The 14,668-nt window shown below is 34.4% G+C and carries 10 protein-coding genes; all 10 read right to left on the bottom strand.

Annotation, left to right across the window (positions count from 1 at the left end):
* Window positions 1-59 precede the first annotated feature (59 nt).
* Window positions 60-485: a DUF3795 domain-containing protein gene (locus tag P0N36_RS05670; protein WP_275841870.1), complete on the bottom strand. Its 426-nt coding sequence runs from the start codon at window positions 483-485 to the stop codon at window positions 60-62.
* A gap of 59 nt (window positions 486-544) precedes the next feature.
* Complete coding sequence (locus P0N36_RS05665; RefSeq protein ID WP_275841869.1) at window positions 545-1,318, bottom strand: RNA polymerase sigma factor; 774 nt, start codon at window positions 1,316-1,318, stop codon at window positions 545-547.
* A 146-nt stretch (window positions 1,319-1,464) separates the two neighbouring features.
* The gene (locus P0N36_RS05660) at window positions 1,465-1,857 is read right to left on the bottom strand and encodes a (deoxy)nucleoside triphosphate pyrophosphohydrolase (protein WP_275841868.1); all 393 of its coding nucleotides are present in this window, start codon (window positions 1,855-1,857) and stop codon (window positions 1,465-1,467) included.
* 233 nt (window positions 1,858-2,090) lie between these two features.
* Window positions 2,091-2,582, bottom strand: coding sequence for an acyl-CoA thioesterase (locus tag P0N36_RS05655; RefSeq protein WP_275841867.1), 492 nt, complete (start codon window positions 2,580-2,582; stop codon window positions 2,091-2,093).
* Window positions 2,583-2,745: 163 nt separating this feature from the next.
* Window positions 2,746-3,882, bottom strand: coding sequence for an HNH endonuclease domain-containing protein (locus P0N36_RS05650; protein WP_275841866.1), 1,137 nt, complete (start codon window positions 3,880-3,882; stop codon window positions 2,746-2,748).
* Between the two features lie 38 nt (window positions 3,883-3,920).
* A complete protein-coding gene (locus P0N36_RS05645) occupies window positions 3,921-4,523 on the bottom strand; it encodes a class I SAM-dependent methyltransferase (RefSeq protein ID WP_275841865.1) in 603 nt (200 codons plus the stop codon).
* A gap of 98 nt (window positions 4,524-4,621) precedes the next feature.
* Complete coding sequence (locus P0N36_RS05640; protein WP_275841864.1) at window positions 4,622-7,156, bottom strand: restriction endonuclease-like protein; 2,535 nt, start codon at window positions 7,154-7,156, stop codon at window positions 4,622-4,624.
* Window positions 7,131-8,942 (bottom strand): MrcB family domain-containing protein, encoded by a 1,812-nt coding sequence (locus P0N36_RS05635; protein WP_275841863.1) that lies wholly within the window; start codon window positions 8,940-8,942, stop codon window positions 7,131-7,133. Before P0N36_RS05635 ends, P0N36_RS05640 begins: the two co-directional genes overlap by 26 nt.
* Window positions 8,943-9,110: 168 nt before the next feature.
* The gene (locus P0N36_RS05630) at window positions 9,111-9,671 is read right to left on the bottom strand and encodes a hypothetical protein (protein WP_275841862.1); all 561 of its coding nucleotides are present in this window, start codon (window positions 9,669-9,671) and stop codon (window positions 9,111-9,113) included.
* 50 nt (window positions 9,672-9,721) lie between these two features.
* A complete protein-coding gene (locus P0N36_RS05625) occupies window positions 9,722-14,584 on the bottom strand; it encodes a RecQ family ATP-dependent DNA helicase (protein ID WP_275841861.1) in 4,863 nt (1,620 codons plus the stop codon).
* Between the last annotated feature and the right edge of the window lie 84 nt (window positions 14,585-14,668).

Genomic DNA, 14,668 nt, shown 5'->3' with positions numbered 1-14,668 from the left:
AAGTTAGTTCCAATTGTAGCAAATCTTAGTTTTTCCATCTTATCCTACTTTCACATCTATTAACAACCACCTTTTCCGATTTCAAGTTCTTTGCCAAAATAGATTTTGCGGATGTCCAAAGCCTCATCTGCCCATGCTTCTACGCCTATTCGTTTCATTATACATAAGTTATACACTTTCATGTTTTGGGGAAAACGATCAGCGCCATTTGCTAATGGCATAAGAAGTTTACAAGGAAAAGTATCACATTCAAAACAATAGTCAACACCTTTATCATTGGCGCAGGCTAACGTCTCACAGGTTTTACCCTGCAAATCAAGGAACAGACATTGGTTACCGTCGTGACACCCTTTACAAGTTACTAACTCTTTGGGGATCTTGAGATTTGTAGATATCCGCTCTCTAAGAACTTCTGTCACATTTGATTCATACAACTCACAGTTAAAACAATCAATACCACAAGGTGCTACAATTCTTGAATTCATTTGAATCCTCCTATTCTAATAATGTTTACAATGCGTAGACACATAGAAGAATCCTAAGGTTACAAAATTTCCGATAAAGTTTTTATTTTTGCTATAAAAGTATCTTTATCCATTGTATTTTCCACCTGAAATAAATAATGCATTTTTTTGAGTTTGGACATATTCTTAAAATGGATCGTAAGTAATTCGTTGTTCTTATATTGATTGTGTCCTTCAGGAATAGGATAATCATGATCCTTCATATATTTAATCCATAGATAACACTTACAGGGTTTACTCGAATCAATTAAGTTACAGCGGTATTCAAACATCTCTTTAAGTTGTTTTCTGGCTCTATGGAGAAGTACTTTTACATTATTTTCTTTGATTTCAAGAATTTCAGCAATTTCTTTGTTTTTAAGATCAATGCACGTCTTAAGCAAAAAAACAACACGCATCTTCTGTGGAACACATTTCAAAAAGCCACGTATACATTTTTCACGCATTTCTTCTACAATTAATACATCTGCAAAATTTTCATCATATTCTAAATTCCCAAAGAAAGTTGTTTCATTTATATTCAAATCTTCAACGATTGCAATAACAGGTAATTTATTCCATGACTGCATATATCGATAACTTTCATTAATAGCTATACGATAAAACCAGGTCGATAATTTTGATTGTTTTCTAAAGTTCTTCAGATTTTTATAAGCTTTTAGGAAACTGTTTTGGAGAACATCCTCTGTGTCTTGATGAGATTCAGTAATACGATAAACGATGGCATAAAATTTTTCATAGTCCTGTTCCACTATATTTTCCAATTCTTTAATTAAATCATCGTGTTCATTCATATTGCTGCATCTCCTTATATAAGACATCTTTTAATAATCAATGGAAAATGGTAATGTTTTACTTATAACCTAAGCTATTCAACCAAAAATTATAGTATGATTTATTCCGCTCATACCATTCGCTTGTAAGCAAATACTCTTCACCATTAACCACCTAATACCGCGACAATCGGTATATCAGCAGGTGCAAATCTATATCTCACTAATTCATCTGTTTCAACCCATAGCACTTGGTCATGGTCAATTGAATCGATCTTGTCCGGTATCTCTCCTATAATCGAGCAATCATATCCATGCAAATGAATTGTTCCGAACTCATAGTTGTATTCAGATTTTTTAACGAATGTACCCACTTCAATATGTAGTCCCAACTCTTCGTAGATCTCCCTAATAAGAGCCACTTCATGAGATTCTCCTTCATCTACTTTTCCACCTGGGAATTCAAAATACCCAGCTAGAGATTTCCCTTCCCTACGCCTAGCGATTAGTATCTGATTTTCTTTATTTCTAATAATAGCAGCAACAACATGGATGGACATAAGATCTCCTTCGGTTAACATGAAATTAGTTGGCAAGGTTAAGATTCTCTTCAGAATCTTGCAGGCATTGGTGCTTCAAGCTCCCATACGAAGCTGACTGACTTGGAACCAGAATAGCTTACATGGTCGGCTTTGCCCCTGAAGATGAATGGGCTTGCATGGCCATCTTTTGTCTTGTGACTAAAAATGTAACCCCTTTTTGCCTTAACAGATAGTCGATAATATAATTCTTACTAAGAGTTCTTAGTAAACTCGGCCATGAATATTTCATTAATATGCGGATGACTCTTCTTAAGGGCGATGATTCTCATCTCTTTACTCAAAAAACAATGCTTGCTCTCACCAACTGCATAACTAATTGATTCATCATCGTTGGTTACTCTATACTTCACTTTGAACGCTATACTATTATAGTCTATTATTTCGATATGAATGAAGACTTCATCATCAAATCCAACCATGGTCTTGTACTCACAGAACATGCTAACCACTGGACTTATAACCCCTTCTTCTTCCATTATTTTGTATGAAGTTCCTATTGCCTTCATCAGATGTATCCTTGCTTCTTCAAACCATTTAATGAAATTCGAGTGATGTACAATGCCCATTTGATCTGTTTCATGATAATGAGCTCTTCTTATATATATGATATCTGATTTCTTTGGGGTTAGGCTCATATTTTGATGATTCTTAGTTTGCGTAGCTTCTATCGATTTGTTAGTCATTTTATGCCTCCTGTGGATTGCTTCACAAAACATTAAACCTTCTGGGGCTAAATCCTCTGTTGATACAATATCTTCTTTTATAATAACCTGCTTTATTTTTTCAAAAGTGAAATAATGATTAATGCACCCATTATAACGCCACTACCTTTAAGAAAATCAGTAGTTAATATAAAGATCCATGTTCCCATACCTCAAACCCTTGGTTATAAGCAATCTGATAGATTGGCATTAGAGCTGATTTAATGGATTCTGTAAAGATTACTTGATCGACATAACTGCCTTTTTTTATGATAGAGGCCGTTGTGTCACTACCACCAATGGTTAAGTAATCTTCAAGTATTTTTTGATTGGAAGTGGACTGCTTCATGTAGTTAATGGCTCTATATTGAAGGTCACAAAATTCCATTAAATACTTGTCCAATAATGGAAGTTTATCACTCTTTGAACTATTGATGTGCTTGAAGGTTGGCATTAGATTCCATAATTCATCATGTAAGACGAAGCTCCATGGAATAAAATGATCGATACTAAAGGCACCTAGTTCTTCATAGTATTCTGAAGTTAATGGCTTGCCTGTATAGATGTCTTTAATAGGTTCAACCATATTGAATCTTTTCCAGTAATTCGTCGCTTTGGTAAGATTCCGACTACTTGGAGGTTCAAGCTTAAATGGGATGCTTGGCACACTTGGGTTTTTGACTTGAAGGTATATGATTAACTTATTCTGAAGCCAGCCTTTGATCACTGCTTGATTCTCATTAATGTAATCCGTCCAGTGAGGGTTGACGATAATCATTTTATTTGGCTCATCAATTTTATAAAAACAATCCTGACTATCTTGAGATAGCTGTGTGATAAGTCGATTCTTCTTCTGATCTTTTAGACCTTTTGTTTTTTCTCTAAAAAAAGGAGATAGCAATCTATAAGGGACCATGTTATAAAATGCCTTCTTCATGTTTTGTAAGGTAGTGTCGCCTAACAACTCTGATGAAAAGCATAATAGATTCAACAAATTGGTTTTTTTGATCTCTGCGCCATAATGATAAGTATCATTGATATAATGGATTACCTTACCGAGTTGGTCTTGAAAACCGAAGTTCAACTTATACTGAATGATTGGATACCATGCATTGGTAATCATTCGTGAAACCACTTTATCAAAATCTATCACATCATGGCCTTCAATAATCTCTTCCAGCACACCTATCATCCAATAGGCTTTATAACTGGTTACCATATTAGATCTCTCCAACATTCTCTCAAGCCATATGGCTTCCTGTCGATTCATATCCAGTTGCATTCTGCCACCCCACTTCCATCACGCATTCTAAAACTCATCTATTCCTTGGTCATATCTCTTGCTGATTTCTTAATGATTACACTTATCCACTTCTCGTCATGTCGGTCCTCACGTCTATCCACAGTTTCAAAAAACTTAATCACATCTAAGGACCCAACTTCAGATAATAGACTTGCTAACTTATCCTTAGTATAGCATGTGAATATGCGTCCATCCTTTTCATAATTCATATCACGGTTCTTAAAAGACATTAAGAAAATACCTTCATCTACCAATAGACCAAGGTATTTTCGAATCACCTGAGCCATATCTTCCTCTAGCACATGAAGCAATGAAGCAAGTGCCCATATGCCATGAAACCTGATATCCGTCTCATAGTCAGCAAAAGTCGAACACACTGCATGACTGCCAAGGAACTTAGCTGCATGGTCAATCATCGCCTGTGAACCATCCACCGCGACCACTTCGTAGCCACGGCGCTGGAACTCCACAGAATCCCGACCAGAACCACAGCCAAGATCTAGGATAATTCCTTTGTCTGGAATGAAAGCTAGAAATTCATCCATTAGATCTGACATGGATAGGTTGAAGGTGTTGTTTATGAAGTTTTTAGCGTTTGTGTTGTAGTAGTTGATTGACATGGTGGCTCCTTTTTGTTAGAGTTCTACGGATACTAACTTACTATAAAATGCTTTTTGGATTTTCAACTAGTCAAAGAATATTCGTATTTATGTAAGTTTTATTCACAATCTACATTAACCTTTATTTCATCAAATGTAGCCTTCATGCTCTTAGACCAATAGGCGGCCTTATATTTGTTAATTTTACCACTTTGGGATAATACTGTTATTTCATTTCCATCAAAGGAAATATAACTTCCATTGAATTCAAAACCATTGATAATATTATTGTCATCCTTTATAATCACCGAATCAGATAATCTCTTAAGTTCTTTATACAATCTCAACTGCTCTATCGATGTCAGAGATAATTCCGGTCGATTGCTACAATTCTCAAGCAAATGAATGTTAGTATAGTAACTTCGCCTCATGCGGTCTACTTCGATCTTCTGTTCTAGTTGTATCCATTCAATAATTTCAAAATAATAATACAACTCATCGCCATTATTCCTTCTTGAAACTGGGATTTCTTTAATATCAGATCGTTTTCGCCTACTATATTTTTTTATTTTTCCATAATGCATTATTCCTGCATCTTTACCAAAGAGCTCTTTTGTTTGATGAATTGCAACATACTCAAACGGAAAGCTATCATCAGCAATTAATTTTGCCGGAATATGATAAAACTTGTTTTTTAAGCATTGAGCCAACTGTTCTTTTTCGTTCAGTAATCCCACGAGTACATTTCTGTCTTTAAGATTTACACGTTCCAGTTTTTCTTCAATACCACTAGGTAGCGTAGCCCTTTCAAAAGCCGAATCAGCAGAATCGAGAATTAATTCATCCAAAAACTTTTCGACAAGGGTTGTTGTCCCCGGTAAAAATGGAAGACCCCCAATATTCATGGTCTCAATGCTTTGATAAAACTTGTGATCTTTATATTTTGTTTCATCATCATAAGGAAAAAGAACATACGCTCCATACATACGGCGCTCATAGGGTTTATCCATTCCGTTTCCGCATACTATGGCATCCCGATATCTATGCATAGCATTTATTGTATCTACTTCAGGTCCCGGTGTTCTAAAATCTCTTTCATAGTCACTGCCTTTTACGGCCATATTGACACGATATTTTGCATCAAAAACATATTCATACTTGCGTCCATTTTCTCTTTTTAACAATGATAAAATATTATCGGGCTTTTGAGTTATTGTCGGCAGTTTTGATACTTTGGGATTATAAGATAATTCAATCTTTTCTCCATTAGTAGGGTTTAAATATTCAACTTTCGATGGAGCACCCTTTTTTAAGGTAACGCTTAATCCTGACTGGTCAACTTTGAGAACATCCTGCTTAACTAGGTGATATTTCTGTTGTCCAGACAATCCTATTCCACTTTTTAGTATTTGATTCAATTTAATAAAACACCAGTATTCATAAAGAAGAGCAGTTTCCTTCATCGACATATGAAATAACTCTCCGTGCAAAGATAATCCCTTTTTTAACATCAAAAAGTACTTATAAATCTCCTTGTAACCTGGAGTCATAGCAAACACTAAGGACATACTTCTATTGTCACTTAAGTTCCCTACCTGACTAAAAAAAGAAAACTCGGTTCTTCGATATATTTGATTCATCATCTTGTTAAGTTGATTAATAATTTCAACATCCTTTTTACGTCCATTGCCGACAACTTTTGAATAAGTGCTTTTTATATTGTCAAGTCGTCGACTTATGCTCAACAGGATAAATTTGACAAACCTGTTTTCATAAGTATCATAAGTGGCTCTTTTTTTTGTTGCTTGAACCGATTCAAAATAGACTTTTCCATCTGTCGTTCTATATGCTTTTTCTGGATGTTTTGCCATCCATTTCATTGTTGCTTGATCAATGCGTTTCACCTTGTGAACCGGCACTTTCTCTGAGTAGATTTCTAATTCATGATGTGCATTCGCAATGATCATATCAACGGCATGTAAAAAATGATCATATATCAACGTTATAATACTAAAGAATTCGCTATTACTATTATTATGTTTATCAACTAAATTCATTTTTTGGTAAGTCTTTTTCATAAAGTCAAAAGCCAAATTATAGACTTCATCTGTTACATCATGCAACATTGCTTGATAATCTTTTTGATAATCCAGTTTTGCAGGAAACACTTCAATTTCTAATCTAATTTGCTCTTTGTCATTGACTCGAACCGAAAGACTACTATATCCTATCTCATTACCAAAGTTGATAACGCCTGATAAGATGGATATCTTCTCTTGATTCAACTTTCCTGTCGTTGTTACTTTTTCTCTGATATTAATGTTCTCATGCCAGAATATGACCCTATCATTCGGATTCACTTTAATATATTCGATACATATCTCATAATTTCTTTGCTCATAGAATAATGGCTTTATCTTTTTAACGAGAATTTTCCCATGAATAGTTTCCTTATGTTCTGGAAATACTGACACACTAAAATCATCAGCAGCTAAAATAGCTTTAACACCTGATATAGTCTCCAAAGATTCAATATTTGAATTCGGATGACTTGCTTTTCCTTTTATAGTTAGTGCCAAAGTCGCATTTTCAATACAAATCAATTCCTGTTCCTTTGATAAACTAACACTAGAGCCAGTAAGAAGTGTATCCATCTTCTTCAAATCTCCTTAACATAAATGCCACTTTTGCAGCACTTTTTGGGAATCGTAGTTTCCCTGATGAGTTTTTCATAAATGTTTCTATTTGCTCTAATAATTCATTATCTTCAAAATTATCACCACCGGCGCTAATCTTAAATAGTTCTCGAAAAACACCTCTTAAAACTAATGAACTCCCCTGCACTCTTGGTAAAATCTTTTGTAGCAAAGCATTGTCAAGGGCTTCATCAAACGAAATCAAATCATATTTTTTTGCATAAGACACATAATAGCTGACTTCATCTCTAACTCGATAGGCCACTTGTGCATTTACTATTCTTAATGCATTATTTATTCTATCAAGAAGCAAAATAAGGTTATCAATTTCATCTGAATTATCGCTATAACAATCACTAAACTTTAAATATTCACTTTTCAGGAAGGAATTGTTGACTTGAATTGCAGCTAGCTCTAGCGTTGATAATTCCTCTGTCCCTAAAGACAAATCTATATCCGAAAACTCAATTGTATTGGCCCGGTCTAGAACTTTTTTACTAAATGGAAAAGTTGTCTCATCCATATTAACAGTTCCAACGATATAGACATTTTCTGAAATATGAAGGTCACAATACTTTTCCATAGCGCTCGCCTTATATCCAAATGACGACTTGGACAATAATTTATCCGAGACAATTCTGCCTTCTGAATTCATGCCTCGAGTTTCTAAAACCGAGAGAAAATCACTAAAATAGTACTCAACTCTAGCCAGATTCATTTCATCTAAGCAAAGAATATAGGGTTTGTCCAAATTTTCAATTTTATTAGCCTCTTCTAAAAATTCTGTTACAACTCCAGGAATAAATTTATTTTCAAGATTCAAATGACCTAGCAAATCCGTTGAATCCGACCAGTCAGGTCTAACTGGTATCAACTTATATTGACCATTATGTGTTGTTGCTCCAATAGCTTCTGAAAACATCTTAACAATTTTTGATTTACCTGTGCCAGATATCCCTGCAAGAATTACAAATGGCTTTGATTTCAATGATAAGTAGAGATTTTTTATCATCTCTTGCTCATAGCAAAATCCGTTATTTTCTATAAAAGCATGTATATTTTCCAAGATAGCACTATGATTCATCACAATTCTCACATCCTTATCATCATCGACTTCTTTTTCACTAATTGAAACTTTTTCATCTTCTGGTTTATCATTTTTGCTCTTTTGTATTTCAATATACTCATCGTAAATCTCTTTCATACTCAATAAATCAGATATAAGATCGTCATTGTTCGGCAAATTATTTTTCTTGTATTCTTTATAAAAGATTGTTCCTCTTTCATACAAGTAGGGTAGCTCATGATTATCTTTTAAATCGATGGAGTCCCCTTTCACAAATCCTCTATCTTGAATTAAGTCTATTACCATGGCTGCTTTTTTTTGCATCTCAATAACAGCACTCTTTTTTCCTAGACTTTTCTTCAATTCCGTACAACCTTGGTTAAGTGTTAAATATACGGTTTCACAATCACTTGCAAAGAGATAAACAATGTACACTCCCTTTGTTGCGCTAGTTGTGATCATTTTGTTGAAAATACCGACCCATGGAACAGTCGCCCAATTCCCTTGTCCTGGACTACCAGTTACTACAAACTCATCTCTGCTAATATGCAAACTATTAAAAATGATCTGAGGAAAATCACTTCTTAATTTCTTGGCCATGTTATTATTAGCAAAAGTTTCTTTCTTTGCTGTTATATAATTATTTAAAACATCTTCGATAATCTCATGTAAATTCATGTTCTTCTCCTGAATATACCTCTATTTGTTTAATATTGAAATAAGTTACGATACAGCCAATTTTCTATCATTTTTTATAATTTATTTACAATTTATCCTTGAAAAAGATATAAAATAGCGATGATTTATAATATATGAATTATCACTATACATTTTAAGGTCATGATTTTACAAAGATAACATTTTTTGTAAACTAACTAATAAAAAGTGTTTGCCTTCATCACCATAACTTATTTTAACAAATTTTTTACCGTAACTAAATCCATCAAGAAGTAGCATTCCATTATTATAACCTAATTCAGTTGGCTCAGTTCTCATTTTATTCTCCGAGTACATTACTTTTTTTAGATATCCTTTTTGCACTAAAAAACTATTAATATCAACTGCTTTTAGTGGCTCCATAACATCTGTATCAATCATTTCATTTACAGTTTTACAGAATTGGGAAATACCAATATCGTAGTCCGGAAATTTAATACTCATAAACTCTTCTTTACTAATCTTAAATGCGAGTCTATTTTTTAACCCATTATTACCTTTTCGTTGAGTTATGTTCTGAATTTCACCTGTCACATAGTCGGACATAAAATGTAACCATCGAATATATCTAATATCATTAATCAAATCAAAACCGACATCTTTTGACTCTTCAAAAGGGTTTTCACCTTCAATGAGCAAATCAATAATTTCTTTTGACCTAATCAACTTATTCAACAAATTATCCTTCATACCTATCTCCTTTTCGAAATCTAGTTGCATGCAACAACGTCTATTAACAACTACCCCCTCACCAAATGCACTTCCGGCAACACCACTCTGGTTTCTTTTGCTTCTTCTTCCTCTTTTTTCCAATGGAGGATTAAATGTACGGTTGCTTTTTCTAAGTTATAGCCTTTACTTATATGTTTATCTAGCTGACTTTTGAATTTCTGTGAGAATCTAACGATGTATCTACCTAATTGATTTTTACAACCTCTATCATCAACTGTCAGTGGATCACCGCTTCGTAACTTACTTAGCATTTCATTAATATTAGGTCCATAAAAAAAATCCAAGAATACATCTGAATAACCTAGTTGAAGTACTAATTTCGACCTTGTTTTATGCGCGTTCTTCTCTTCTATCAACTGACAACCCAATATTTTGTTATTACTAAGACCATTGGTTATTTTTTCAAACAAGCTATTCGTATAATTAAGCCCCATAGATATAAAGCTTCTTTCTAAGTCTCCGCCTGTATAATGAATTTCCAAATGCTTTCTGGCTCTAGTCATCGCCACATATAAGAGTCTTTTTGTTTCACTGCTGTTATCCTTGAAATTATTCAGCATAATGATTGTCGTATCAAATTCTCTACCTTTTGCTTTATGCATTGTGGAAACCAGTATGGCGTCATGGTCTTCAACGAAGAAATCTTCCAACTTGGATTCCCTCAAATATATCTTAAAATCTGATATATACTTTTGTTTTCCTGAAGTCGTTTCAAAGTCTCTTATTAATTTCAAACAGACACTTAGCTTCTCACTTCGCGCGTATTCTCTTGATAACAAATATTTTGCTTTGTTCCAGATCTCATTATCGATGGTGTGTATGCCTTCGCCTAATTGTAATTGATCAATAAAATACCTGACCTCATCAAGGTGCATAAGCTTATATTGTTCATTGCTCTGAATCAGCTTGGCTTTAAACCCCTTGTCTAATAAAATACCTGTCATTTGAAGTGCTTCATCATTAGTCATTGTAAGAATACATATAGATCCTTCGGCACCTTCTTCCGATACTTTTTTTGATATTCCATCGATGAGGTTATCATGATGATATTTTATTAACTGGATGACACCAGGTTCTTTTTGTACAGGTACAATTGGCATTGATTTCATCCTATCTGTTATACCCGCAACATACCTATTGGAAAACTCCACTAAATTAGCCTTGCTGCGGTAATTCTCCACAAGTTCATACATTTTTGATTCTTTATTCTTTAGAATCATCCTCATATATTCTGAGCTGGATCCTCTAAATGCAAATACATTCTGATCATCGTCCCCTACAGCAATAACCCGCATATTATCATTACGAAGGGTCATGGCTCTTAAGAGGTTGAACTCATGAATATCCATATCTTGAGCTTCATCAATTACCATTACAGTTTTGGTAATTCTAGATAACTCAACTTCCCCATCTCTGATTAACTTTGCTGTTTCCATGACGATGTTTTCTGATTTTTCAATATCCCCAACTCTTCCTAAGAGATCAAAACAAAAAGAATGAAAAGTTTTTATATCAACGTAGTTGGCAGCTGGTCCAATTAATTTTTTTAGTCTTTTCTTAAATTCAGTTGCAGCAGCCCTTGAGAAGGTAACCATCAACAGTTGCTCATGTTTGACGTCTTCCATTAATAACAATGCTGCAAGCTTATGAACGAGAATTCGTGTCTTACCACTTCCAGGTCCCGCAGCTACCACAATATACTTGGTTACTTTATCATTAATGATACTTAATTGGGTTGGTGACAAGTCTGCAAATAGTTGCTTGAATTTTTCTGGAGTGATATTCCGCCCAATCTCTTCGCCTTTTGTAGCTTTAAAATATTTCCCTAGAAAAATTTGATAATTCAACTGAAAATAATCATCTACAAACTGTAAGGCAGCGCCATAATTCTGAAGCATTTTTTTAGCGTACTCACCCACGATATGAATTTGATGTACTTTTTGCTCATAGAAATTACTGAGATTTTTATAGTCTTCATTTTTATATTGGATTCGATTGTCCAGTTCTAATCGCTCAATACTTAAGCCATTATACATAACCATAAAACCGCCCTCTATTTTAAGCGCTCCTATTCGAGACAAATAGAATAAGGTGTTTTCGATTTCTTCCATAGATGACGTCATGGAGAGAAGTTGATTCTCATATTCATAAGCATTTTTCAATTCTAACACTGAAAATTCAACAACTTTTGAATCCTCATCATCTTCACTTTTTTCATATAAGTACCTGAGTATAAAGTCTGCAACATCAATACGCTTAATAAACTTTTTCTTTAGTTCATCTTTATCATACTTAAATGTAATTCTAAAATGATTTTTGGAACTTCGAGAAGTCTCTTTATCGATCCAATGTTGAATCGTCCAAAAATTAAGAATTGTAATAACCTTATCCGTTGTTACCTTCTTCACACCTTCTGTTTCAGCCGCTTCATTCAGCTCTTTTATATTGATGACTTTGTTGATCTCCGACATGTTCTCCAAAAGAAATTCTTCAAGTTCCTTATGCCCTTTGAACATATTAAAGGCTTTGACTTGGGTCATATCTTCGTTGACATAGGCGCTTAGATCTTTTGTATCTGACAAGATATTTTCTTCTATGAGTTGTTCAACTGTCTTTATGACATCTTCTTTAGATAAACCAAGATGATCTGATATATAGTCAATCCGAGTTTCTGGTACTTCATCGGACATCTTCTTCCGACTTCTAGCTGAGATTAATGAGCTAATGACTCTTATTGCATTTTCTTCATCTTTTCCATTAATCTTCTTAGAACTACGAATCCGCTCTGTTGCGTCCATTACACTATTTGCTAATATACTATCTGCAAATACCCGTGGCATATTCTGACCACGCTTTACATAGCCAGCTTGTTCCAGGGTTGCTATGGCCGTTTTCACTCTTGTTTCAACATCATGAACATTATCATCCCACCCAGCTTTTCTTGCAATTTCTAAGGCTGAGTTAGAGACGGTTGTTCTGAACCTAGTAATCTCTTTGACTGCCTTCCATATTTGACTCACTTCAGATATGTTAAGTTTTGTTTGATTCAGTAGTGTGAAATGGCTGTTCAGATCCTCGTCATCATACAATACATAGCAGTCTGCTTCAATGGATTCATCACGTCCTGCTCTACCTGCTTCTTGTACATAGTTCTCTAAGGAGTCGGATATTTGGTAATGGATGACTAAACCAACATCCTTTTTATCAACACCCATGCCAAAAGCTGAAGTAGCCACCATAACATCTACATCGCCTTTAATAAATTCCTCTTGATTGGCACTCTTGACCTGTTTTTCCATTTTTCCATGATAAGATTTTGCACTGTAACCATCACTTACAAGCCTTTCAGCTAGTTCAGTTGCCAACCTTGTTCTAGACACATAGACAATTGTTGGACATTTTTTTGAGTCTATTAGATTCCGCACTTTGTCATATTTGGCACTCTCCGTACAAGGTATTACTTTATAGTGAAGGTTACTTCTAGCTGCACTGGCCGAAAAAATCTCAAGGTCTAACTCAAGCTTTTCCATGAAATAATTTTTTATATCAGCAACAACATTTTGTTTAGCCGTAGCCGTAAAGCAAGACACTGGTATCATCTCACTAAGATTTTTCTTTTTACACAAAGTTTTTATGAACTCACCAATATACAGATAATCTACTCTAAAATCCTGACCCCATGATGAAAAACAATGTGCCTCATCAATGACAAAGCGAACTATTCTTCGGCCCAGCAAGACTCTTTCAATACTTCTTGATCTTAATGACTCAGGGGAAATATATAAAATCTTTGCACTGCCATCTTCTACCCGCTCAAATGCCTTTGATCTTTCTATGGGATCAAGCAAACCATTAATGGCTACAGAGTCCGTTATTCCTGAAGCTTCCAGATTATCCACTTGGTCTTTCATCAATGATTGGAGTGGTGATATAACAACCGTCAAGCCTTTTGTAGCTCGACCTGCCATTAATGCTGGCACTTGAAAGGTAATTGATTTACCGCCGCCTGTAGGGAATACTGCAAGTAGTGATTTATTTTGTATCGCTGATGTCACCGCTTTTTCCTGCAATGGAATGCCATCATATGACCGATAAGAGTCATAACCAAAAAAATCTTTGAGTCCAACAATAGCGTCTAGTTTACTATTGCAATAAGGACAACCTTCAATACATGGATTACCTCTTAAGATGTACATAATTCGATCAACTTCAGGGTATAACTTCATAACCCATGGCGGCGTAATCGAAGCCTCATCGTCAACATTAATTAACGACAAGCAATAGGCCAATTCGATTGGATTGTTTATTATAAGATTCAATATTTCTGCATTATCACAAATCTCTTTGTCAAAGTTTTCTTTTATTAGTTTAAAAACCGTCCGACTATCACTAACTTTATATGTACTTATTCCTAAATACTCAAAAAAACCCTTAAACTCATAGGTTGAGGATAATAGCGCTACTAGTATTCTCTTCATATTATCATCCAAGCGGTTATAAGCTGTAATCTCATCAAATAATAGATTTTGGGCTTGAATCGAATCATTCAAAGGGTTATTCATTTGTTCTGAATGCAACTTATCATCTTTGACTAGGTGATGATAAGGCTTGCATGGAAATAATAGTGGCGACAGATATAGTGTATCTATAATAACCTTATCCATACTCGTTGAGTCTATTACCTTAAGGAACTTCAGATCATGATTTATTATATTATGACCACACAAATAATCCGCTTTTTTTACAAATCTAAAAAAAGCTTCCTTAGATGTGGTATGAAGTTTTTCACCATTTGACAGTATGGCTCCAAAGTCTTTTATTTCATGAGACTTAATGGTGACTTCAAGGTCAAAAAATAAAACGTTCTTCATAATATATCCCTTGTATAAAATCATTTTTTGAATATGAGTACATCAAGTAATGATTATCATTACTCTCTTTTAAAACAGATAAGT

It is taken from the genome of Petrocella sp. FN5 (genome assembly GCF_029210395.1).
Taxonomy (GTDB): Bacteria; Bacillota; Clostridia; order Lachnospirales; family Vallitaleaceae; genus Petrocella.
The sequence above is the reverse complement of the archived record's forward strand: the minus strand, read 5'-3'. Positions and strand labels throughout refer to the sequence as shown.

Excerpts from the sequence above, each read along its gene's own strand:
- P0N36_RS05670 (WP_275841870.1), bottom strand. The coding sequence starts at position 485 with ATGAATTCAAGAATTGTAGCACCTTGTGGTATTGATTGTTTTAACTGT.
- P0N36_RS05665 (WP_275841869.1), bottom strand. The coding sequence starts at position 1,318 with ATGAATGAACACGATGATTTAATTAAAGAATTGGAAAATATAGTGGAA.
- P0N36_RS05660 (WP_275841868.1), bottom strand. The coding sequence starts at position 1,857 with ATGTCCATCCATGTTGTTGCTGCTATTATTAGAAATAAAGAAAATCAG.
- P0N36_RS05655 (WP_275841867.1), bottom strand. The coding sequence starts at position 2,582 with ATGACTAACAAATCGATAGAAGCTACGCAAACTAAGAATCATCAAAAT.
- P0N36_RS05650 (WP_275841866.1), bottom strand. The coding sequence starts at position 3,882 with ATGCAACTGGATATGAATCGACAGGAAGCCATATGGCTTGAGAGAATG.
- P0N36_RS05645 (WP_275841865.1), bottom strand. The coding sequence starts at position 4,523 with ATGTCAATCAACTACTACAACACAAACGCTAAAAACTTCATAAACAAC.
- P0N36_RS05640 (WP_275841864.1), bottom strand. The coding sequence starts at position 7,156 with ATGGATACACTTCTTACTGGCTCTAGTGTTAGTTTATCAAAGGAACAG.
- P0N36_RS05635 (WP_275841863.1), bottom strand. The coding sequence starts at position 8,942 with ATGAATTTACATGAGATTATCGAAGATGTTTTAAATAATTATATAACA.
- P0N36_RS05630 (WP_275841862.1), bottom strand. The coding sequence starts at position 9,671 with ATGAAGGATAATTTGTTGAATAAGTTGATTAGGTCAAAAGAAATTATT.
- P0N36_RS05625 (WP_275841861.1), bottom strand. The coding sequence starts at position 14,584 with ATGAAGAACGTTTTATTTTTTGACCTTGAAGTCACCATTAAGTCTCAT.